The sequence below is a fragment of the Streptomyces sp. ISL-66 genome (assembly GCF_018614135.1).
Classification (GTDB): Bacteria; Actinomycetota; Actinomycetes; order Streptomycetales; family Streptomycetaceae; genus Streptomyces.
Genome location: NZ_JAGGOW010000113.1, coordinates 1 through 21,641, shown reverse-complemented (window position 1 = coordinate 21,641; position 21,641 = coordinate 1). Strand labels below are relative to the sequence as shown.

At 73.4% G+C, this 21,641-nt stretch carries 23 protein-coding genes; 9 read left to right on the top strand and 14 right to left on the bottom strand.

Features of this window, described 5'->3' with window-relative positions:
• Positions 1-128: 128 nt before the first annotated feature.
• The 3 genes from J7E97_RS21700 (at position 129) to J7E97_RS21690 (ending at position 2,299) form a co-directional block, all read left to right on the top strand.
• A complete protein-coding gene (locus J7E97_RS21700) occupies positions 129-1,385 on the top strand; it encodes an esterase family protein (RefSeq protein ID WP_215029837.1) in 1,257 nt (418 codons plus the stop codon).
• Positions 1,386-1,522: 137 nt separating this feature from the next.
• Positions 1,523-1,915: a hypothetical protein gene (locus J7E97_RS21695; protein WP_215029836.1), complete on the top strand. Its 393-nt coding sequence runs from the start codon at positions 1,523-1,525 to the stop codon at positions 1,913-1,915.
• A 99-nt stretch (positions 1,916-2,014) separates the two neighbouring features.
• Complete coding sequence (locus J7E97_RS21690; protein WP_215029834.1) at positions 2,015-2,299, top strand: chaplin; 285 nt, start codon at positions 2,015-2,017, stop codon at positions 2,297-2,299.
• 79 nt (positions 2,300-2,378) lie between these two features.
• Here J7E97_RS21690 and J7E97_RS21685 read toward each other — a convergent pair whose 3' ends face one another.
• The 5 genes from J7E97_RS21685 to J7E97_RS21665 form a co-directional block, all read right to left on the bottom strand.
• Complete coding sequence (locus J7E97_RS21685; protein WP_215029832.1) at positions 2,379-3,242, bottom strand: tyrosinase family protein; 864 nt, start codon at positions 3,240-3,242, stop codon at positions 2,379-2,381.
• A 6-nt stretch (positions 3,243-3,248) separates the two neighbouring features.
• Positions 3,249-3,638, bottom strand: a complete 390-nt coding sequence (locus tag J7E97_RS21680; protein WP_215029829.1) for a tyrosinase cofactor — start codon at positions 3,636-3,638, stop codon at positions 3,249-3,251.
• A gap of 167 nt (positions 3,639-3,805) precedes the next feature.
• Positions 3,806-4,924 (bottom strand): acyl-CoA dehydrogenase family protein, encoded by a 1,119-nt coding sequence (locus J7E97_RS21675; protein ID WP_215029826.1) that lies wholly within the window; start codon positions 4,922-4,924, stop codon positions 3,806-3,808.
• Positions 4,921-6,117, bottom strand: a complete 1,197-nt coding sequence (locus J7E97_RS21670; protein WP_215029823.1) for an acyl-CoA dehydrogenase family protein — start codon at positions 6,115-6,117, stop codon at positions 4,921-4,923. The genes J7E97_RS21675 and J7E97_RS21670 overlap by 4 nt, the downstream gene beginning before the upstream one ends.
• On the bottom strand, positions 6,114-7,127 hold the full coding sequence (locus J7E97_RS21665; RefSeq protein WP_215029820.1) for an NADPH:quinone oxidoreductase family protein: 1,014 nt from the start codon (positions 7,125-7,127) through the stop codon (positions 6,114-6,116). Before J7E97_RS21665 ends, J7E97_RS21670 begins: the two co-directional genes overlap by 4 nt.
• A gap of 245 nt (positions 7,128-7,372) precedes the next feature.
• On the opposite strand from J7E97_RS21665, the gene J7E97_RS21660 reads away from it, so the two are divergent.
• The 3 genes from J7E97_RS21660 (at position 7,373) to J7E97_RS21650 (ending at position 10,252) form a co-directional block, all read left to right on the top strand.
• Positions 7,373-8,563, top strand: coding sequence for a hypothetical protein (locus J7E97_RS21660; RefSeq protein WP_215029818.1), 1,191 nt, complete (start codon positions 7,373-7,375; stop codon positions 8,561-8,563).
• A gap of 128 nt (positions 8,564-8,691) precedes the next feature.
• Positions 8,692-9,591, top strand: coding sequence for an SDR family oxidoreductase (locus J7E97_RS21655; protein ID WP_215029815.1), 900 nt, complete (start codon positions 8,692-8,694; stop codon positions 9,589-9,591).
• Between the two features lie 58 nt (positions 9,592-9,649).
• Positions 9,650-10,252 (top strand): TetR/AcrR family transcriptional regulator, encoded by a 603-nt coding sequence (locus J7E97_RS21650; protein ID WP_215029812.1) that lies wholly within the window; start codon positions 9,650-9,652, stop codon positions 10,250-10,252.
• Between the two features lie 99 nt (positions 10,253-10,351).
• Here the strand turns inward: J7E97_RS21650 and J7E97_RS21645 are convergent, their stop codons facing one another.
• The 5 genes from J7E97_RS21645 to J7E97_RS21625 form a co-directional block, all read right to left on the bottom strand.
• The gene (locus J7E97_RS21645) at positions 10,352-11,185 is read right to left on the bottom strand and encodes an enoyl-CoA hydratase/isomerase family protein (RefSeq protein WP_215029810.1); all 834 of its coding nucleotides are present in this window, start codon (positions 11,183-11,185) and stop codon (positions 10,352-10,354) included.
• A 23-nt stretch (positions 11,186-11,208) separates the two neighbouring features.
• The gene (locus J7E97_RS21640) at positions 11,209-11,985 is read right to left on the bottom strand and encodes a PIG-L deacetylase family protein (protein ID WP_251054930.1); all 777 of its coding nucleotides are present in this window, start codon (positions 11,983-11,985) and stop codon (positions 11,209-11,211) included.
• A 46-nt stretch (positions 11,986-12,031) separates the two neighbouring features.
• The gene (locus J7E97_RS21635) at positions 12,032-13,354 is read right to left on the bottom strand and encodes an alpha/beta fold hydrolase (protein ID WP_215029807.1); all 1,323 of its coding nucleotides are present in this window, start codon (positions 13,352-13,354) and stop codon (positions 12,032-12,034) included.
• A 211-nt stretch (positions 13,355-13,565) separates the two neighbouring features.
• Positions 13,566-14,651 carry an S-(hydroxymethyl)mycothiol dehydrogenase gene (locus J7E97_RS21630; RefSeq protein ID WP_215029804.1) on the bottom strand — a complete coding sequence of 362 codons (1,086 nt, stop codon included), beginning with the start codon at positions 14,649-14,651 and terminating at the stop codon, positions 13,566-13,568.
• A gap of 107 nt (positions 14,652-14,758) precedes the next feature.
• Positions 14,759-15,817, bottom strand: a complete 1,059-nt coding sequence (locus J7E97_RS21625) for a LysR substrate-binding domain-containing protein (protein WP_215029802.1) — start codon at positions 15,815-15,817, stop codon at positions 14,759-14,761.
• A gap of 70 nt (positions 15,818-15,887) precedes the next feature.
• Between J7E97_RS21625 and J7E97_RS21620 the strand changes: the two genes are divergently transcribed.
• The 3 genes from J7E97_RS21620 to J7E97_RS21610 all read left to right on the top strand — a co-directional run bounded on the left by J7E97_RS21620 (position 15,888) and on the right by J7E97_RS21610 (position 19,033).
• A complete protein-coding gene (locus J7E97_RS21620; RefSeq protein WP_215029800.1) occupies positions 15,888-16,790 on the top strand; it encodes a dihydrodipicolinate synthase family protein in 903 nt (300 codons plus the stop codon).
• 123 nt (positions 16,791-16,913) lie between these two features.
• Positions 16,914-17,942 (top strand): DUF5954 family protein, encoded by a 1,029-nt coding sequence (locus J7E97_RS21615; protein ID WP_215029799.1) that lies wholly within the window; start codon positions 16,914-16,916, stop codon positions 17,940-17,942.
• Positions 17,943-18,304: 362 nt separating this feature from the next.
• On the top strand, positions 18,305-19,033 hold the full coding sequence (locus tag J7E97_RS21610) for a LysM peptidoglycan-binding domain-containing protein (RefSeq protein WP_215029798.1): 729 nt from the start codon (positions 18,305-18,307) through the stop codon (positions 19,031-19,033).
• Between the two features lie 15 nt (positions 19,034-19,048).
• Here the strand turns inward: J7E97_RS21610 and J7E97_RS21605 are convergent, their stop codons facing one another.
• The 4 genes from J7E97_RS21605 to J7E97_RS21590 all read right to left on the bottom strand — a co-directional run.
• The gene (locus J7E97_RS21605) at positions 19,049-19,417 is read right to left on the bottom strand and encodes a 5-carboxymethyl-2-hydroxymuconate Delta-isomerase (protein WP_215029796.1); all 369 of its coding nucleotides are present in this window, start codon (positions 19,415-19,417) and stop codon (positions 19,049-19,051) included.
• 116 nt (positions 19,418-19,533) lie between these two features.
• Positions 19,534-20,448, bottom strand: coding sequence for a squalene/phytoene synthase family protein (locus tag J7E97_RS21600; RefSeq protein ID WP_215029794.1), 915 nt, complete (start codon positions 20,446-20,448; stop codon positions 19,534-19,536).
• Positions 20,449-20,510: 62 nt separating this feature from the next.
• Positions 20,511-20,777, bottom strand: a complete 267-nt coding sequence (locus tag J7E97_RS21595) for a GlsB/YeaQ/YmgE family stress response membrane protein (RefSeq protein ID WP_215029790.1) — start codon at positions 20,775-20,777, stop codon at positions 20,511-20,513.
• Positions 20,778-20,927: 150 nt separating this feature from the next.
• Positions 20,928-21,641: hypothetical protein (locus J7E97_RS21590; RefSeq protein ID WP_215029787.1), on the bottom strand; the 714-nt coding region annotated here is incomplete at its 5' end.

The window sequence follows — 21,641 nt, the reverse complement described above, 5'->3', positions numbered from 1 at the left end:
CGTCCTTCTCTGCGGAAGCCCAAAAAAGGTAAAAATACGGAACCTTCGAGCACCTACGCTCATCTTCCGATCGAAAGCAGTCCCACCCCGCCCCCACGGGGCAGCACCAAGCCGGAGAGCACCCGCACATGTCGCACTCACCCGACGACGGACAGCATCAGCCGTACCGGTCGGAAGGGCCGTACCAGCAGCCGCCCTACCCGCCGTACCCGCCGCACGGGCCGGGTCACGACCAGCGGCCCCCCTACGGACGGCAGCAGGCTCCGTACGGTGAACCGCAGCAGTCGTACGGCGAGCCGCAGGAGCCCGAGGAGCGGCGGCGGCGGCCGTCCCGCGTGCGGCGCTGGGTGATCGCGGGGGCCTCCGTCCTCGCGCTCGCGGGTGTGGCGTCGCTCGTGATGGCCCATTACGAAATACCGCCCTTCACCGACAAGGGCAAGGCCGTGTCCTTCGGGACGCCGCCCGCGGGTTCCGCGGGGGGCGGCGCCGGTACGGACGCCAAGCCGCCGGCGAACTCCAAGATGTCGATGCCGACCGGCCCGCAGGCCGACTTCAAGAACTCGATGACGCTGCCCGACGGCACGCACGTGGCCGTCACCACGCTCGACGGCAAGAAGTCCGGCTTCAAGGGCAAGGTGTGGGTCTGGGCTCCGAAGGAGTACAACGACCCGAAGTTCGCCAAGAGCGGCTTCCCGGTCATGATCGCCCTGCCGGGCGGCGCCGGATATCCGAACAACTACTGGATGGGCACCGACCTGGGCCTCCAGAGCAGCATCGGCAAGTGGTACTCCGAGGGCAAGAGCAAGCCCTTCATCCTGGCCATGCCGGTGCTGAACCCGGGCCCGGACGACAAGGGCGTCTACTGGGACGGCTCCGACATCCCGGACCAGCCCAAGATGGGCACCTGGCTGACCGACGACGTCCCGGACCTGATGCGGGCGAACTTCCGCACCGTCAAGTCCCGTGACGGCTGGGCGTACATGGGCTCCTCCACCGGCGGCTTCGCGAGCCTGAAGTCCGTGCTGAAGTACCCGGAGAAGTTCAAGGCCGCGATCTGCTCCGGCCCGGACATCGTCCCGGACTCCTCGCTGTGGAAGGGCCACGACAAGGAGAGGGCGGAGAACAACCCGGAGTTGCTGGCCAAGGAGCTGATCGACAAGAAGGGCCCGGACGTCTACCTCGCCTTCCAGGTCGGCACCAACGAGAGCAACAAGAACACCCTGCCGAACGTGCAGAAGTTCATCGCGACCTACGGCAAGGGACCGATCCACACCGAACTGAAGATCATCCAGGGCGGCCAGCACAACGCCAAGACGTACGTGCCCAACATGGGCGAGGGCCCGATCCAGTTCATCAGCAAGGTCATGGAAGGACCCGTGGAGTAGCGGCGGAGGCGGTGGCCGTGGCTTCGGCGGTCGCGTCGGCGGTGGTCGGTGCGCCCGCCGCCGATCACGTCGTCGCACAGACGTGCTACGAGTGACAAGGCGTGACCCCGTGCCGGTCGCGCAGGGTTGGTCGGGACATGCGATCCACCTCACTTCACCACGCCCTGCGCGGCCTCGTCCGGTCCGGCGCCGTCCCGGTCCTGCTGCTGGCGGCCGCCGCCGGATCGGTGTCCGGCGCGAGCGCGCACGCGGCCGACGGCCCGACCACCGCCCTCGGCACGCCGTCGGCCGTCGCGCCCGACTTCCAGTACCTGGGCACGGACGACCAGGCGCACGGCTTCACCTCCCCCAAGGGCTGCCTGGCCGCGAAGGGCGGCGGCGGGCGGGCGGTGACGAACAGGACCCGCGGGTCGGTGGCGCTCTACAGGGAGCCCGGCTGCGCGGGCCCCGTGGTGGCGGTGCTGCGGCCGGGCGCGGTCGTGCAGGTGCGTCCGTACTTCGCCTCGGCACGGTTCGGGATCAACGGGTAGGCCTAACGGCCGTGACCCTTGGGCGGTCCCCGCGTTGTATGCCATGTCGAAGGCCGCAGCTTCCGTTCTGCGGCGCCCCATCCTCACGAGGAGATCTTGATGTCGCGTATCGCGAAGGCATTCGTCATCACCGCTGCCGCCGGTAGCGCCCTGGCCGCCGGTGCGGGTCTGGCGGCTGCCGATGCCGGAGCGCACGGTGCGGCTGTCGGCTCCCCCGGTGTCCTGTCGGGCAACCTGCTCCAGGTTCCGGTGCACGTCCCGGTCAACGTCTGCGGCAACACCGTCAACGTGATCGCCCTGCTGAACCCGGCGTTCGGCAACACCTGCGTCAACGCCTCGGGCCACGACGGCGGTCACCACACCGAGGGCAACTACGGCGGCTGATCCGCCTGGTACCCGAAGGGCCCCCGCCGTACGGCGGGGGCCCTTCCCCGTGTCCGGCCCCGTCTCCGGGGCCGCTCGGTCATTCGTAGCGGTAGATCCCCTGGTGTCCGAGCATCGCGCGCGGGGTGACGTCCCAGGGCGGCATCGGCTCGTCGGCGGCGATCACCCGGCCCCGCTGAAGGTCGCCGAGCGCGAGCGGGGCGGCGGGCAGGTAGCCGGCCCCCGGGTGCTTCTGCTGCCAGCGGTCCCAGAGCAGGTCCACGAAGGCGTGGTGGAGCCAGAACACCGGATCGTTGGGCGCCGTACCGCCGGTCATGTGACCGCCGATCCACTGGTGCACCTTGTTGTGGTTGCGCCACTTCTCGCTCTTCGGGGCGGCCCAGCCCTCCAGCTTGTTGCGGAAACCGCCGCCCTTGGCCGTGGAGTCCCAGGGCGAGGTGTCGTACGTCGGGTCGTCGAGCGCCCACTGGAGCTCGGCCCGGGTCGGCAGGCTGATCGGGTTCTGCGGCCGGCCCAGGTTGCGGGTGAGGAAACTGGACTCCGTGATGCCCACGGTGACCGTCCAGTTCCCCTTCCCGTAGGCGAAGGGGCCGGTCATCACCTGGCGGTCGCTCTCGCGGCCGGTCCCGCCGAGGAAGTCCTCGGCCCACAGCGACGAGGCCGGGCTGTTGTCGGTGGTCCAGTCCCAGTACGGGATGGTGACGCCGGGGTCGACGCTCTGCAGCTGCCGCTCGAACTCCAGCAGGTAGCGCCGGTGCCAGGGGAAGAACGACGGGGACATGTGCCCCACGCGCAGTTTGCGGTCGCGGTCCGGGACGAAGTACTTGTCGTGGGTGCGCACGAACGCGTCGTAGACGCCGTTGCGCTTGAGCTCGAGCACCGCCGCCGTGAAGCGCTTCTTCTGGGCGCTGGTCAGGTTCTTCTGGTTCTGCCGGACGTACATGGCCCGCTACTCCTGTCCGCCGTGGTGCGGGGCCGCGAACGCCAGCTGGTTGCTGCCCAGCTCGTCGACCGCGGCGCGGGCCAGCTCCAGCGGGGTCTCGTAGGACTGGAAGTGGTTGATCCCGCTGAGGTAGCTGCCGTCCGCGCGACGCATGACGTGCAGGGGCCGGCCGTCGATGCGGACGGCGGCCGCAGCCGCGTCGACGGCGATGTGGCGGCCCCGGTAGGTCTCCTCGGTGAGCTGCGTGAGCGGGGCCGGGGTGAGGGTCTGCCGGGGGCCGCGGGCGCGCAGTACGGGGGCCAGGGCCGCGGCCGTGCCGGCGAGAACGGCCGCGGTGAAGGCCGTACGGAGGACGGCGCGGCGGGTGAGTGGTGCGGCGGCGGGTGCTGCGTACATACGGTCTCCCTCGCTCGGTGCCCGGTGCCTACGGGTCTAACGCCGTGCGGCGGGCGAGGTCACCGCACGGCCCCCTCCTGCTCGGTACCCCCGGCCGGGCCCTGCCCGGACCCGTGCGTCGAACGCCGGCGCCGGCGGGCCGAGTCGGCCCCGCCGGCGTTCGGGTCCTACGGCGCCGGGAGTTCCGCGAAGTCCGCGACCAGCCCGCGGTGGTGGCCGGCCGTGCCGAGGGCGAGGGAATCGGCCTTGGCCCGCTTGAGGTAGAGGTGGGCCGGGTGTTCCCAGGTCATGCCGATGCCCCCGTGGAGCTGGACGCACTCCTCGGCCGCGCGGACGGCGACGCCCGAGCAGTACGACTGGGCCACGGCGATGGTGAGCGGCGCGTCGGGGGCGCCGGTCGCCAGGGCGTCGGCGGCGGCGCGGGCCGCCGCCCGGGCGGAGGCCACGTCGAGCCAGAGCCGGGCGAGGCGGTGCTTGAGGGCCTGGAAGGAGCCGAGGGGCCGGTTGAACTGGTGGCGGGTGCGCAGGTACGCCACCGTCTGGGTCAGGCACCACTCGGCGAGCCCGAGCTGTTCCGAGGCCAGCAGTCCGGCCCCCGAGAGCAGTGCTCCGGCGATGGCCGCGCGGGCGGTGGCCGGGTCGGCGAGCAGGGTTCCCGCGGCGCCCTCGAGGGTGACGGTGGCCAGCGGGCGGGTCAGGTCCAGGGCGACGAGCGGGGTCAGCCGGACGTCCGCGGCCGGGACGGCGTACAGCCCGGTGTCGGCGAGGACGAGCAGGACCTCGGCGGCCACGGCGTCGGCGACCGAGGTGACGGTGCCGCTCAGCAGCCCGTCTCCGGCGTCCCGGACCGGCCGCGGCAGCGGCGCGCCGGGGGCCAGGGTCAGCGGCAGCGCGGGAACGCAGATCCGGCGGCCCGCCGCCAGCTCCCGCAGGAGGTCCGCGGCCGGCGCGCTGTCGCAGCCGAGCAGGATCTCCGTGGCCAGGACCGCGCTCGTGAGGTAGGCGCAGGGCGCGGCGGCCCGGCCGAGCTCTTCCAGGACCACGGCCGCCTCGCGGTGGCTCGCGCCCTGGCCGCCCAGCTTCTCGGGTACGAGGAGTCCGGCCGTGCCGATGTCGGCGGCGAGGATCCGCCACACGTCCGGGTCATGGGGGCGGCCGTCCTCGATCCGGGCCAGGATGCTCGCCGGATCGCAGCGGGCGGCCAGCAAGGACCGTACGGCCGTGCGGAGTTCCTCCTCGGTCTCGGAGTAGAGCAGGTCCAGGGGGGCGGCGCTCGGGAGGTTCATCGAGCCAGGTCCTTCCACGCGAGGTCCTTGTCGTCGCGCGGCTCGGCGGGCAGGCCCAGCACGCGTTCGGCGACGATGTTGAGGAGGATTTCGCTGGTGCCGCCCTCGATGCTGTTGCCCTTGGCACGCAGGTAGCGGTAGCCGGCGTCACGGCCGGTGAAGTCGACGATCTCGGGACGGCGCATGGTCCAGTCCTCGTACAACAGCCCTTCCTCTCCGAGGAGTTCCACCTCCAGGCCGCTGATCTCCTGGTTGAGGCGGGCGAAGGTGAGCTTCATTCCCGAGCCCTCGGGGCCGGGCTGTCCCGCTACGAGCTGCTGGCGCAGCCGCTCCCCGGTGAGCCGGGCGACCTCCGCTTCTACCCACAGTTCGAGCATCCGCTGGTGGAGGGCGTGCGTGCGCAGTTCGGGGCGCTCGCGCCAGGCGGCGGCGACCGGGGCGATCATGCCGCCCTCGCGCGGGATCCGCATGCCGCCGATGGAGACGCGCTCGTTCATCAGGGTGGTGCGGGCGACGGCCCAGCCCTGGCCGACGGCGCCGAGGCGGTGGGCGTCGGGGATGCGGACGCCGGTGAGGAAGACCTCGTTGAACTCGGCCTCGCCGGTGATCTGGCGCAGCGGGCGCACCTCGACGCCGTCGGCGTGCATGTCGCACAGGAAGTAGGTGACGCCCTGGTGCTTGGGCAGCGCCGGGTCGGTGCGGGCGATCAGGATGGCCCATCGGGCGGTGTGGGCGCTGGAGGTCCACACCTTCTGGCCGTCCACCACCCAGTCGTCGCCGTCCCGTACGGCGCGGGTGCCGAGCGCGGCCAGGTCGGATCCGGCGCCGGGCTCGCTGAAGAGCTGGCACCAGACCTCCTCGCCGACCCACAGGGGCCGCAGGAAGCGCTCCTTCTGCTCCTCGGTGCCGTACGCGAGGATCGTGGGCGCGGCCATGCCGAGGCCGATGCCGATCCGGCGCGGGTCGTTGTCGGGGGCTCCGGCGGCCTCCAACTCGGCGTCCACGAGGGCCTGGAGGGTGCGGGGCGCGTCCAGGCCGCCGAGGCCTTCGGGGTAGTGGACCCAGGCGAGTCCGGCGTCGAAGCGGGCCCGCAGGAAGTCTTCGCGTGCGGTGGTGGCGGGCGGATGCGCGGCGAGCAGCTCCCGTACGCGCACCAGCAGCCGCTCGGCGGTGACCGCCGCGGCGGGCGTCATCGGGAGCCCCCGTCCGTGTCCGCGGCGCCCGGGGTCGCTGCGCCCTGCGACGGTACGACGACCACCCGGCCGGTGGTGGCGCCGTCGGCGAGGCGCTGCACGGCGTCGGCGGCGCCGGCGAGCGGGACGCGCTCGCTGATCAGGGGGGTGATGGAGCCCGCGGCGGCGAGGCGGGTGAGCTCGGCGTGGCAAGCGGCGATGGCGGCCGGGTCCTTGGCCGCGTAGAGGCCCCAATGGAGGCCGAGGACGGCGTAGTTCTTCACGAGGGCGTGGTTCAGGGCGGGTGCGGGGATGGTGCCGCTCGCGAAGCCGACGACGACGATGCGGCCCTCGAAGGCCACGCACTTGGCCGAGGCGGTGTAGGCGTCGCCGCCGACCGGGTCGTAGACGACGTCGGCGCCGCGTCCGCCGGTGAACTCCTTGACCCGGGCGACCACGTTCTCGAAGCCCCCCTCGGTGCGGTCGATGACGAGGTCGCAGCCGAGTTCTTCGGCGGTGCGGGCCTTGGCCTTGCCGCCGACGACCCCGATGACGACGGCCCCGGCGGCCTTGCCGAGCTGGACGGCTGCGCTGCCGACCCCGCCGGCGGCGGCGTGCACGAGGAGGGTTTCGCCGGCCTGGATCCGGGCCCGGCGGTGCAGGCCGAACCAGCCCGTCTGGTATCCGATGTGCAGGGCGGCCGCTTCGGCGTCGTCCAGGGTGTCCGGCGCCGGGAGCAGGCCGCGCGCGGAGGCGGTGACGTACTCGGCGAACCCGCCGTGCGGCAGGCTCGGATTGGCGATCACGCGGCGGCCGTCCTCGGTCTCGCCGCAGATCTCGACTCCGGGGGTGAAGGGAAGCGGCGGGCGGATCTGGTACTGGCCGCGCACGAGCAGCGCGTCGGGGAAGTTGACGTTGGCGGCGAGCACCTTGAGCCTCACCTCGCCCTCGCCGGGCACCGGTTCGGGGACCTCTTCGAGGCGCATGGCCTCGCGGGGTTCGCCGGGGGTGTGTACTCGCCATGCCTGCATCCGGGGCCTCCAGCCGCCGACGGGAATCACGCCTCTCGCGCGCATACTAAGCGGTCGCTTGCGTCCCTGGGAACCAGTGCGGACCCATGGGAACGGGCCCGTCCGCAACGACACGCGCCGATCCGGTCACATCCCGCCCGCTTTCGGGCAACATATGACACGAGCACGTCACAAAAACACCTGACGGGCTTCGGGGACCCCGCCGTCCGGGCGGGGCGGTTCGCACATCCTGGGGGAAGCACCACATGAGCAGAAGCATGTCCGCGGCCGGGGCCGCCATCGTCCTGGCGGGCCTCGTCACGGCCGCGGGACCGGCCGCGGCCGCGCCCGCCACGACCTCGACCGCCGCTCCCACGGCCGCCACGGCCGCCGCCGCGTGCGCGCCCGGCGTCGTCACCCTGCCGGCCCTGCCCGGCGGCGCGCCTTGGACCACCGGAGCCGTGAACGACCTCGGGGCGGACGGCCTCGCCGTCGGCGACAGCGTCGGCCTCCCCGCGTACTGGACCGCGGACCACGCGGTCCACGCCGTCCCGCTGCCGGACGGCTTCCAGAACGGCAAGGTCACCGCCGTCAACGCCAAGGGCCTGATGGTCGGCACCGTGGAGCGCTCCTCGGACCACGCCCGCGCCGCCTTCACCTACCGCGACGGCGACGCGGCCGTCCGGCTGCTGACCGGCGCCGCCACGGCCACCACCCACGCGGGGGACGTCAACGACGCGGGCCGCGTCGTCGGCATGGAAGCCGGCACCGCGAAGGAGTGGGCGGACGGCACCGTGGTCCGTGAACTGCCGGTGCCCGCGGACGCGCACCCCAGCACCAAGATCGTGTCGGTGGACGGCATCAACAAGCGCGGGGACGTCCTCGGAACCGCCCACACGGAGTACGACGACTGGGAGAACGACCAGATCGTCAGCAAGACCTTCCCGGTGGTCTGGCCGGCCGGCGGCGGCTACCCGCCCTACAGCCTGCCCGTCTGGACCGAGACCTACTGGACGACGGGCACCCAGGCGACCGGCATCGACGACAAGGGCCGCGTCGTCGGTTTCGAGCAGGAGAACTACCGGGACCTGCGGCGCCGGACCCCGGCCGTCTGGAAGAAGCCGTACGACGCGCCGCCCACCAGCCCCGGGCCGGTCGCCGGCTACGAGCACCTGACCTTCGACGCCATCAGCCCGACCACGAACGTGACCGTCGGCTCGGCCGTCACCTTCGTCGAGGGCTACGCCCGCTACGTCCGGGCCGCCTACTGGCCCGGCACGGGCGCACCGCTCGTCCTGCCGAACCCGGCGGGCGCGAGCACCGACGTCAACACCGAGGCCCACGCCGTCTCGGACGACGACAGGGTGGGCGGCGCCTTCCGCGATCTGGCCACCGGGATGAACAGCGCGGTGATCTGGACGTGCGCGAGCAAGCAGGCGTACGCCCCGCAGGGATAGTGCCGTGACGGAAAGGGTGTGCCGGATCGCGACGCCCGGCGAACCTTCCCGGCCGCAGCGCCAGCGGAACCAACTGCCCCCGGCACGGGCATGGTGATCTCGGCGCCCGCACGCTATCGATGGGGCGCATGGAGAACCCCTCGCGCGGCCTGCCCGCGCCGCCGCCGCTCGGTTCGGCCGCCCTGCCGCCCGGTACGTACGCGGGACAGGTGGTGCTCGTGACCGGGGGCGGCACCGGTCTGGGCAAGGCCATCGCCACCGAGTTCGCGCGGCTCGGCGCGGACCTGGTGATCGCCGGCCGACGGATCGAGCAGCTCGAGGCGGCGCAGGAGGAGTTGGCGGCCACACCCGGCGCGGGCCGGGTGACGGCCGCCGTCTGCGACATCCGGGACCCGGAGCGGGTGTCCGGGGTGTTCGACGCCGCCGAGGCCGCTTTCAGCCGGCTGCCGGACGTGCTGGTCAACAACGCGGCCGCCAACTTCCCCTGCCCGGCCGAGGACCTGTCCCCCAACGCCTGGCGGGCGGTCGTCGACATCACCCTCACCGGCACCTGGTTCATGACCCGCGAGTTCGGCCGCCGCCACCTCGACGCGGGCAGCGCCGGCTCGATCGTCAACATCGGTGCCTCGTACGCCTGGACGGGCGGTCCGGGATTCGCCCACAGCGCGGCCGCCAAGGCCGGGGTGAAGAACCTGGTGGAGACGCTCGCCGTCGAGTGGGGCCCGTACGGGATCCAGATCAACGGACTGGTCCCGGGGCTGTTCCCGCACGCGGACATGACCGAAGACATCCGCGGCGGCCTGGAACGCGCCGCCCCGGACGCCAAGGACGGCCGGCAGCCCGCGCTGCGGGTCGGCGCACCGCGCGAACTCGGCTGGGCCGCCACCTTCCTGGCCTCTCCGCACGCCCGGTTCATCACCGGCCACACCCTGGTGGTGGACGGCGCGAACTGGCAGCGCCGCTCAATCGTCAACCCCGACGTCGTGCCGGTGCGCGAGCAGTTGGGCCGCGGCCCGTTCAGCCGGTGAAACGGCCCCGCGGGGCCGCCCGCCCGGGACCCATCGATCCCCTGGAGGTGCCGCGGTGATGACCTCGGTGAGTACGAGCCGCCCGTCCTTGACGGAGCGGCGCAGGGAGGCCACCCGCTACGAGATCGCGGAGGCCGCGGCCGCGCTGTTCTCCGAGCAGGGCTACGAGGCCACGACCGTCGACGACATCGCGCGGGCGGCCGGCATCTCGCTGCGCACCTTCTACCGGTACTGCCCGGCCAAGGAGGACGCGCTGACCCCGGTGCTGACGGCCGGGGTCGCCACCCTGGTGGAGGAGATGGCCCTGCGCCCCGCGGCGGAACCGCTCACGGAGGCCGCCCAGGCCGCCTTCACCATCGCGACGGCGGGCGCCCGCTACGAGGGGCCGGGCCAGACGGTCCGGCTGATCCAGGTGATGAGCCGCGTCCCGGCGATCCGCCTGCGCTGGCTCGCGGCCGCCCGCGCGATGCAGGACCGCCTGATCCCGGTCCTCGCCACCCGCACCGGCCGCCCCGAGTCCGCCCTGGAGACTCGCCTCCTGGCGGCCGTCCTCATCGACGCGGTCACGGTCGCCCTCGAACACTGGGCGGCCGAGGGCGGACACGACCCCCTCCCCGCGGTCTCGGCCCGCGCCCTGGCACTTCTGCGGCTGGAGGAGTAGCAGGGGGCGGCCGGTCCCCGGCCGGACGTCCGCGCGGCGCCCGGCGCCCGGCGGCCGGCGGCCGGCGCCCGGCCCGGGCTCACCTCCGCTCACCTCACCTCAGCTCCCGGTGAAACGCGGAGGGCGCCGGTCCGCCTTCGCGCCGTAGCCCTCTCGGGAGTCCCCCGAGGTGAGGGTGAGGGCCGCCGTCATCGCCACCCGGTCGAGGGCCGCCGGCAGGGCGGCGTCCGCGTACGCGTCGATCCCCCGCTTGATGCCCTGCACGGCGAGCGGGGCATTGGCCGCGATCTCCGCCGCGAGGGCCCGGCCGGCCGACTCCAACTCCCCGAGTGCGACCACCTGTTGGACCAGGTTCAGCCGAAGCGCCGTCTCCGCGTCGATGCGGCGGCCCGTCAGCGCGAGGAACTTGGCCCAGCCGGCGCCCGCCTCGCGGGCGATCCGCAGGTCGCCGCCCGCGTCCACCGCCACCCCCAACCGCGCCTCGGGCAGGGCGAAGACGGCGTCCTCGGCCGCCACCCGGATGTCGGCCATCAGCGCCAGCTCGAAGCCGAAGCCCAGGCAGTAGCCCTGCACGGCGGCCACCACCGGCTGGGGCAGCTTGGACAGGACCGCGAAGCGTTCGTGGACCCAGCGGATGCCCTCGTAGTAGTTGCGGTTCCGCTCGGCCGCCGAGGCGCCGGTGATCGCCCCGCCCGGGGCGGTCACGTCGATGCCGGCGCAGAAGGCCCGGCCCTCGGCCCGCAGCAGGACCACCCGTACCGCCGGATCGAAGCGGATCCGGTCCGCCAGCAGGCCCAACTGGCGCGTGGACTCCCAGCTCCAGCCGTTGAGTTTGTCCGGCCGGCAGAGGGTGAGTTCCGCGATCCCGTCCGCGACGTGCAGCCGGATCCGTTGCTCGCCCTCCGCGATCTCCGTGCTGATGGTGTCGATCACGCGGACACCTTAAGGTGCGGCGATCAACGCGGGAAGACCTCGAACGGCACGGCCGGGCGGCCCCCGAACCGGGCCGCCGCCTGCTGGGCGTTGCCCGTCAGGAAGTTCCGTACGTACGTTTGCGGATCCTCGTCCGTCAGGACCTCGATGTACGCCTTGTGCTCCATCAGGGACTTCACCGAACGCTCCAGGCCGGGACCGGCGTCCGCCGCGTGCGTGGGCGTCGTGGTGCCCGACACCGCGACCCAGCGCACCCCGTTCCACGGCTCCAATCCCTGTTCCGTGAGGAGTTCGGGGAAGATCCAGCGGTTGCCCGCGTCACCGGCCGCGTCCAGCGTGGCCCGGCCGACCGCCTTGTGGTCGGGGGTGTTCCACCAGCCGCCGCCCTCGGCCCCGCCCCAGGTGTCGCGGTGGTTCATGGTGATCACCAGCTCGGGCCGGTGTCGGCGGATGGCCGCCGCGATGTCCCGGCGCAGGTCGAGGCCGTACTCGACCACGCCGTCCCGGTAGTCGAGGAACTCGACGGTGCGCACCCCGACCACGGCCGCGCTCGCGCGCTGCTCCGCCTCGCGCAGCGGGGCGCACGCGGCGGGGGCGATGGTGTCGATGCCGGCTTCCCCGCGCGTGGCGAGCAGGTAGACGACCTCCCGGCCGCCGTCCGTCCAGTCGGCGATGGCCGCCGCGCAGCCGTACTCCAGGTCGTCGGGGTGCGCCACCACCGCGAGCGCGCGCTGCCAGTCGGTGGGCATGGGTTCCAGGGGTGCGGGCATCGGGGCGGGCCCGTCCAGTCGTTCTGTCATACGTCGCACCCTACGCAGAGGGACGGACGGACGGACGCGCGGCCGCTCAGAGCTCGTCCCGTACGAGCGCCAGTAGCCGGTCCAGGACGCGCGGGCCGCCGGCGCGGACGCCGTCGTGCTCGAACTCGTCGGTCACCCACAGCCGCAGTCCGCGGACGGCCCGGGCGGTGGCCAGGGACTGCGCGGTGTCCACGTACATGTCGTCGTGGTAGACCGCTGCGGCCACCGGTACCTCGTTGGCGGCGAGCCGCGCCGGGTCGTACAGGGGCGTCCAGCCGGTCCGGGCGGCCAGCAGCCCGGCGGTCTCCCGCAGCGGTGCCAGCGCCGGGTCGCACTCGAAGTGCCAGGGGTGGATGGTCTCGCCCGTGAAGTACAGCGGCTCGTCGCCCTTGAGGGTGGCGGCCGCGTCGAAGCGCGGGTGGGCCGCGCGGACCTCCTCGGCGGCCCAGCCGGCGGGCGCCACCGGGTCCTGGGCGTAGATCGTCTCGTGGATCAGCGCGTACAGGGGGTGTCCGGCGAAGGAGAGCTGCGCGTGGACGGTCTCCAGGAAGCCGTCGGAGAGCGCCGGACCGGCCGGGGTGGGGACGAAGGCGTTCTCCAGCATGTAGTGCAGCTGGTGGCTGCCGTCCGCGAGCCCGAGGAGGATGCCGAGGGACTGGAAGGCCTCGACGGTGAGCCGGTAGCCGCCGGGGAGTTCGGCCGGCCGTTCGGCGAGGTGGGCCGCGACGGCGCGGGCGCGCTCCACGTCCATGGGGTAGCGGGCGTAGTGCGCGCGGTTCTTGCGCTCCATGCGCGGGTACGCCGCTTCGTACACCTCGGTGGCGGTCGCGTCGAGGGGCGGCAGCCCGCCGGTGATCAGGGCCGCGGTCAGGCCCTCGGGGGCGGCGCAGAGGTAGTGGGTGGCGCAGAAGCCGCCGAAGCTCTGGCCGAGGACCGTCCAGGGCGCGCCGCCGGTGAGCAGGGGGCGGACGGCCTCGGCGTCGCGCACGATGGAGTCGGCGCGGAAGTGGGCGAGGTACTCCGCCTGCTGCGCGGGCGCGCCGCGCAGCGGCAGGGTCTGCCGGTTGACGGGAGTGGAGCGGCCGGTCCCGCGCTGGTCCAGGAGCAGGACCCGGTACTCCTCCAGGGCCCGCCCCAGCCAGGCCTGGCGGCCGATGAACCGGCGGGCGCCGAAGCCGGGGCCGCCCTCCAGGTAGAGCAGCCAGGGCAGGGATCGCGGATCCTTGCCGGCGGCCACCACCTCGCGCGCGTACAGGTCGATCCGTTCGCCGTCCGGGCGGCTGTGGTCGAGCGGGACGGTGAAGTGGTGGTCGGTGAGTACGACACCGGGCTGGCGGTAGCTGCCGCCGGCGGTGGGCGCGGGGGTCACGGGGCTCCCTGGAGTAGGCGCGGTGCGGTGGATGCGCGGGCGCCGTCCCGGAGCCGTGGAATGGCGGCGAGGCGGGGCGGCGGGCCCGGCCGAGTGTACGCGAGGTGCTCGAAAAGGACGGGCTTGCCCCGGTGGTCGTCCCCCGGGGCAAGCCCCCGCTCACGCGGCACGACTGCCCTTTCCGCGCAGCGGGTTGGGCTCGTGGCGTGTGTCAGAACTCGACCACCGAGCGGAGCACCTCGCCCCGCTCCATCCGTTCGAAGGCCGCCTCCACGTCGTCCAGCGCGATCCGCTCGGAGACGAAGGCGTCGAGGTCGAGGCGGCCTTGGAGGTAGAGGTCGATGAGCAGTGGGAAGTCCCGCTCGGGCAGACAGTCCCCGTACCAGGAGGACTTCAGGGCGCCGCCGCGCCCGAAGACGTCCAGCAGCGGGAGTTCGAGCCGCATCTGCGGTGTCGGGACGCCGACCAGGACCACCGTGCCGGCCAGGTCGCGCGCGTAGAACGCCTGCCGATACGTCTCGGGGCGGCCGACGGCCTCGATGACCACGTCGGCCCCGTGCCCGCCGGTCAGCTCCTGGATGGCCTTGACCACGTCCACGGCAGTGCCGTTGACGGTGTGCGTGGCGCCGAGGCCGCGCGCCCACTCCAGCTTCCGGTCGTCCAGGTCCACGGCGATGATCCGCGAGGCTCCGGCCAGCCGGGCCCCGGCCACGGCGGCGTTGCCCACTCCCCCGCAGCCGATGACCGCGACGGAGTCCCCGCGCCCCACGTTGCCGGTGTTCAGGGCGGCGCCGAGGCCTGCCATCACGCCGCAGCCGAGCAGTCCGGCGGCCGCGGGCGAGGCCGCCGGGTCCACCTTGGTGCACTGGCCTGCGGCGACCAGGGTCTTCTCGGCGAAGGCGCCGATGCCCAGCGCCGGGGAGAGCGGGGTGCCGTCCTCCAGAGTCATGGGCTGGGTCGCGTTGTGGGTGGCGAAGCAGTACCAGGGGCGGCCGCGCTTGCAGGCCCGGCAGGTCCCGCACACGGCACGCCAGTTGAGGACGACGAAGTCGCCCGGTGCCACCGAGGTGACGTCCGGACCGACCGATTCGACGATCCCGGCGGCCTCGTGGCCGAGCAGGAAGGGGAACTCGTCGTTGATGCCGCCCTCGCGGTAGTGCAGGTCGGTGTGGCAGACCCCGCAGGCCTGGACCCGTACGAGCGCCTCGCCCGGCCCCGGATCGGGGACGAGGACCGTCGTCGTCTCCACCGGAGCGCCCTTGCTCCGGGCGATGACCCCTCGTACGCGGTGCGTCACGTGCTACCCCGATCTTCGATCACGGTTCCGTCGGATGCGCCGGAGCCCCGAGGGGGATCCACCGGCCCCGTCAACGTACACGCGCGGTCCCGTGGAGGGCAGTTGGCTCACGCTCCGGCGCGCTGGGCGGTGGCCAGTTCCGGTGGTACCGCCGCCCGCAGGGCCGCCCCGAAGGCGGCCACGGCGGGGTGGGCGCCGGCCCCGCAGCGGAAGGCCAGTTTGGTGCGCCGCTCCATGAGGAGCCGGGTCAGGGAGACGGCCGGGTCCGCGTGCCCGGCGATCCCTAGCTGCGGCACCACGGCCACGCCCTGGCCGGCCGCGACCAGTGCGAGGACGGTGGCGAACTCGTCCACCTGGTGGCGGATCCTCGGGGTGAACCCGGCGGCCTGGCAGGCCCGTACGGTCATGGCGCGGCAGAGGGTGCCGGGCGTGGCGGTGATCCAGGGCTCGTGGGCGTGGGTACGGAGCCTCGCGGCCTGATCGGCTCCGACGGGCGCGGCGGGATCCGGCGCATCGGGGGCCGGCGCGGTGGGATCCGGCGCGGCATCCGGCGCATCGGGGGCCGGCGCGGCACGGTCCAGCGCGGCCGGATCCGGCGCCGACTGCGGCACCGGGACGGCCCGCCCGTCGCGCTCGGCCGGCACCGCCAGGTACATCGCCTCCCGGTACAGCGGCTCCGTGGCCAGCCCCGGCTCCTGCCGCGCGGGAACGAAGTCGTACTCGTGGATCAGGGCCACGTCCAGGTCCCCGGCGCGCAGCGCGTGCGCCACGGCCGCGGGGTCGGTCTCGGACACCATCGGTTCCAGCCGCGGGTGGCGGCGGGCCAGGGTGATCAGGGCCGCCGGGACGATGGCCCGGGTGGCGGTGGGGAAGGAGCCGATCCGCAGGGCTCCGGCCAGGCCGCCGCGCGCCTCGGCGAGGTCGGCGTCGGCCTGCTCCAGCAGCTCGAGCACGGCTTCGGCGTGCACGACCAGGTTCTGCCCGGCGGGGGTGAGCCGGACCCGGCGGCCGGTGCGCTCCAGCAGGGGCAGGCCGGCTTCGCGTTCGAGGACGCCGAGCTGCTGGGACACGGCCGAAGCGCTGAAGGACAGGGCCTCGGCCACCGCGGCGATGGTGCCCCGGCGGGCCAGTTCGCGCAGCAGGCGCAAGCGTCGTACGTCGAGCATCGGATCAGCTTACGGTTTGCGTAAGGAACGCGAACTGGATTCGACGCTCGGAGCGCGCGAGCCTCGACACATGACACCGAACCACACGCCGCGGAGCCTGCACGGGATCCACGTACCGCTCGTCACCCCCTTCGCCCCCGGCGGGGAGGTCGCCGCCGGGGCCCTGGAGGCGCTGGCCCACGAGGTCCTCGACGCGGGGGCCGCCGGGATCGTGGCCCTCGGCACCACCGCCGAGACGGCCACCCTCGACGGGGCGGAGCGCGACCTCGTCACCGACGTCTGCGCGCGGGTCTGCCGCGAGCGCGGTGCGCTGCTGAGCGTGGGCGCCGGGGCCGGCGGAACCCGGGCCGCCGAGGAATCGCTCGCGCGGCTCGAGCGGTGGCCCGAGGCGACGGCGGCGCTGGTGACCGTACCGCCGTTCCTGCGGCCCGCGGCGGCCGGGGTGCTCGCGCACTTCACGCGGCTGGCCGAGGTGAGCCCGCTGCCGCTGATCGTCTATCACATCCCGTACCGGACGGGGCAGTCGCTCGACGCGGCCGCGCTGCGGGCGATCGGGGCGCTGCCCGGGGTGGCGGGGGTGAAGTACGCGGTCGGCGCCGTGGACCAGGACGCGGTGGCGCTGCTCGGCGACCTGCCGGACGGCTTCGAGGTGCTGGCGGGCGACGACGCCTACCTCTCCCCGATGCTCGCGCTGGGCGCGACGGGCGGGATCCTCGCTTCGGCCCATCTGGCGACGGCCCGGTTCGTCGAGCTCGCCGAGGCCTGGCGGGCGGGCGACGCGGAGCGGGCGCGGACGCTGGGCCACGGGCTGGCCCGCCTCTCCGCGGCGTGCTTCGCGGAGCCGAACCCGGCGGTGGTCAAGGGGGTGTTGTACGCGCAGGGCCGGATCCCGACCCCCGACGTACGCCTCCCCCTGCTGCCGGCGAGCGCGGAATCGGTGGCGGCGGTGCACCAGGCGCTGACGCGGCTCTAGACCCTGGTCCGGGCAGACCCCGGGCACCCCTCGCCCGAAGGCGGTTTAGCACAACCTCAGTGATTCTGGGCAGGGTTGTGGATCCTCCCGGCACCCGGCCGGGAGCTGTGCCCAGAATGCGGTATGAGCAGCGAGGTACCCCCCGGGAGCGAGCACCTCTACATGAACGTCGAGCACGCGGAGCATCCGGTGGCCGCCGCCCAGGAAGCCGACGCGGCCGACGCGGCGCAGCGCTACGACCACTACATCGTCCGGGGACCGCTCTTCGGGATCGCCTGCCAGGAGGTGGGCGACGGGCACCGGTGGCGGGTCCTGAACCCGGTCACCGGCGGATTCCCGCAGGACGCCCGTGACAGCCTGAACTCCTTCCTGTGGTTCCGGGCCAAGGACGACACCGACGACCGCCGGGTCCGCCGGGAGCTGCTGGCGGCCGTCGCGCGGCTGGAGACGGAACCGGTCAACGAGGTCACGGCGGCCGGCACCCGCTACCGGGTGGTGCGGTGCGACGAGATCGTCTACGGCAACAGCGAGGGGCCGGAGCCGCCCCGGCCCACGGATCCGGAGCCGGCCGACCGCAGCTGGGACCCGAACGCCAAGGACCCCGAGCTCGACGCGGGCTTCGTGATCGACCACACCGCGGCGACCGGCGTCATGGAGGCCACCGAGCGGCTCGCGCTCATGGGCCTGCACTACCGCAGCCCCCGCTACCCGCAGGACGTACGGGCCGACTCGCTGCGGGCGCTGCGCACGCATGCCGGGATCGTGCTCTTGCCGACCGCGTTCCGGGTGCTGGAGCGCACCGGCGCGGGCTGGGAGCCGGCGACCGCGATGCTCGCGAGCCCGCACGCCGCGCGCCGGGCGCTGGTCCACCTGCTGACCTGGCCCTGGCCGGCCGTGTACGAGGTTCCGGAAGATCCGGAGCGGGCCGGGTACGCCCGGGTGGCGGCGGAGTTCCGGGACGCCGGCGACGCGGACTCGGTGCGCCTCGACGACGGCCGGGAGCTGCTGGTCGTGCGGATGCGGCGGGTGGTCCGGATCGGGCCCGACGGGCCGGAGACGGCCCGGCCGTCGGACGAGGAGGAGGGCGGCTGCGGCCCCTCCCGGATGCACCCACCGATGGACGAGGACGGCACGATCATTCAGGAGACCTGACCTGATTGACCCGTGATGGGTGTTTCGCCACCAACGGGCGGGTCGCCCGAATCACGCACGCCGAAGGGCGACTTGCCCGAATTGAGACGCGGCCCGCCGGCCCGTGATGTGGGTCACGCCCGCCCCGTCAACATCATTTCCCCGGAACGTTCGATTCCCTTTCCCTGTCGGGAAAGTTGGGAATTCCCGAACTCCCTTTCAAGGTCATCCATCGGGCCGACGGCGGGGAGTTGATCTCCCTGCCGAATTCACGTCTTGTTCCGGCCCCGCGGATTCGCCTACGGTCGCCTCGTTCCCGGTGGTCAGCTGCCTAAACCGGCCGTCACCAGGGCTCTCCCGACCCCCACGTGAGGAATTCCGCCATGCCCGCAAAGGGAAAGCACCGCCGGCCGAAGCACCACCCGATCACGCGCAAGCTGGCCCTCGCCGGCACCGGGAGCGCGGCCCTGGCCCTCCCGCTGATCAGCGCGACCACGGCCGGCGCGGCCGTCGTGAAAGCCGCCCCCGCCGTCGTGAAGGCCGCACCGGCCGTACAGAAGGCGTCCCCGGCCGCGGCGAAGGCCGCACCGATGACGTACTCCGTGGTCAGCGGTGACACCCTGAGCAAGATCGCGGCCGAGCACTCCGTCGGCGGCGGCTGGCAGAAGCTCTACGAGGCCAACCGGAGCGTCGTCGGCGCCGACCCCTCGATCATCCGTCCCGGCCTGAAGCTGAACCTCGCCGCCGCCGCGGCCGCCAAGACCGTCGCCGCCAAGGCCCCGACCGGCTACGCGAACAACCTCGACGGCTGGATCCGCGAGTCGCTCGCCGTGATGGCGCAGCACGGAATTCCCGGGAGCTACGAAGGAATTCACCGCAACATCATGCGTGAATCCTCGGGGAATCCGATGGCCATCAACAACTGGGACTCCAACGCGGCGGCGGGCATACCCTCCAAGGGCCTGCTCCAGGTCATCGACCCGACCTTCCGCGCCTATCACGTGCCCGGGACCGCCCAGAACTCCTACGACCCGGTCGCCAACATCACGGCCGCCTGCAACTACGCCGCCGCACGCTACGGCTCGATCGACAACGTCAACGGCGCCTACTGACCGGCCGGGGCCCGTTCAGCCCTCGATGTACTTGCGGTACGAAGCGCCCAGGTCGTTCACGTCCACCGAGGCGTGCACGACGACACCGGGGTCCGACGCCCCGGTGGACGTGTACTTGTGCAGCAGCTCCAGCACGGCATCGGCCAACTCGGCCTTGACGGCCGCGGTCCGGCCCGCCAGCAGGCCCACCTGGACGTGGATGAGCGCGTGTTCGGGCGAACCGTCGCCCACGTACGCTTCCTCGAGGCAGCGGAAGCGGGTCTTGCAGTTCTCGAGGGTGGTCTCGACGAGTCCGGCCGTGACCGGGTGGAGCGCGAGCGCGAAACCGCGCCGGTCGAACGTGTCGGACAGGCGGGCCGAGTAGTCGACGGTGATCTGCGGCATCGGGTGCTCCGGCTTCGTGGGGGCTCGGTTGCGTCGTGTGCGTGGTGTGCGTCGTGTGCGTCGTGTGCGTGGTCTGCGTGCTGCCCCGTCATTCTTCCCGAAGTGCGCGGTTCAGGTCACTTCGCGGTACGGGGCCCGCGCGCCCTGGCCCGCACCAGGGTGCGCAGCGGCGCGATCAGGCCGTAGCCGACGTCCTTGCGCAAGGCGCCGACACCGGCCTTCTCCACCGCCGTGAGCTGATGTCCCATGAGCTCCGTCATCGTCACGGCGACCGGCCGGAGCCCCGGTTCGGTGAGGTCGAGGATCCCGTCGGCGGCCGCGAGGGCACCGCGGGCGCGCCCGCACTCGGCGGCCAGGAGCTCCCGTACGCCCGGGGTGTCGCGGGCCCGTTCGAGGTCCTCCCGGGTTACGGAGTGCTCGGCGAGGCGGGTGCGCGGGATGCAGAGCCGACCGGCCGCGAGGTCCCCGGCGATGTCGGCCAGGAAGTCGACCCGCTGGGCGGCGTCCACGAAGCGCCGCCAAGCGGCGGCCTGTTCGGCGTCGGGACCGCCCGGGTACTGGAGGCCGGTGAAGACGAGCACGCCGGGCCAGGCGTAGGCGTCGAGGTAGGCCTGGAAGTCCTCCTCGGCGGCGAAGCCGTCGAAGACCGCTTCCTCGGTGGCAGCGCCGTCGAGGAAGCGGAAGATCCACTCGACGGGCAGGCCGCGGGAGCCGACGGCGTGGGCGTAGGCGCGCAGCAGCGGATCGGGGCTGTCGCCGGTCTCCAGGGCGCGGTGCACTTCGGCGCCCAGCTCCTTGAGGCCGGCCGCCCGCTCGTCCGGGGCCCCGGTCTCGGCGACGTCGTCGACCCTGTTCATGAAGGCGAGCCCGGCCGCCAGCCAGGGCACGAGCGGCGGCGCGGCCAGCAGGCGCAGGGCGAGGTAGGGCGCGGGTTCGCGGCGCAGGACGCGGCGGGCCGCGTACGTGTAGTCGCCGCGGAGGCGGGAACCGGAAATCCCGGCTGAGGTGAGCGTGGTGCGCCAGCTGGGCATGGTGGTGGTTCTCCGCATCAGCGTGGGGGCCGTCGGCGGCGGGGGTTCCGGCGGCTTCTGGGTCAGTTGCGGGAGTTTCCGAACATCAGCCGGTAGGCGATGAGGAGGACCAGGGAGCCGCCGATGGCGGAGCCCCAGGTCGCGAGGTCGAAGAACTCGTCCTGGATCGGCCGGTCCAGGAACTTCGCCGAGAGCCATCCCCCGATGAAGGCGCCGGCGATGCCGATGAGGGTGGTGCCGATCAGGCCGCCGGGGTCCCGGCCGGGCAGCAGGACCTTGGCGATCCCGCCCGCGAGCAGTCCAAGGATGATCCAGCTGATGATGCCCATGCCCGTTCACTCCGCTTCGGTGTGGCGCGCCGTGCGCGCGCTTCGTGTCCGCGTCCTTCGTCTTACCGGGGAGGACGCGCGAAGTGGTGAAACGGTTCTCAGACCGTGCGGATCATGTTGATCACATGTGGATCACACGGATCACGTGAATCATGCGGACACGCGGGCCATGGACGCGGGCTGGGAGGGAACGCCGGAGGCGGCGACCGTCACGGAGGCAGCCGTCACGGGCGCGGCGGCCGTCACCGGGGCGGCGCCCGCGGAAGCAGCCGCCGGCGAGGTGGCGGCTGCCGCCTGGGCCGGTGTCCGCGTGAGCAGCAGCACGCCCCGGCCCGCGGCGAGCGCGCCCACCACCGCCAGCAGGACCCCCATCGCCCCGCCCTGGATGCGTTCGCCGAGCAGGACCATGCCGATCGCGGCGGCGGCCAGCGGGTTCGCGAGGTTGACCACCGCGAGGGGGGCGCCGAGGCCGCCCCGGTAAGCCCGCTGGGACAGGAGCATCCCGCCGACCGCGAAGACCACCACGAGCAGGGCCACCGAGACGACCCGGACGCTGAGCAGCGCCCCGCCGCGGCCGCCCGCCACGGCGACGGTCTGGGTCAGGGCGGAAGCCGCCGCGGACGCCAGCCCCGACGCGGTCGCGTGGCGCAGCCCCGAGCGCGTGTCCGTGCGTACGGTCAGCAGCACGATCACCGCGGCCGTCGCGCCGGAGACGGCGAGGGCCTCGGCCAGGGTGAGGGTGTCGTCGGGGGCCGGGCCCGACGCGGGGAGCAGGAGCAGGCCGAGGCCGGCGACGGTGGCCAGGGTGCCGCGCCATTCGGTGGCCGCGACGCGCCGCCCGGCGCCGTGCGCGCCCAGCGGGAG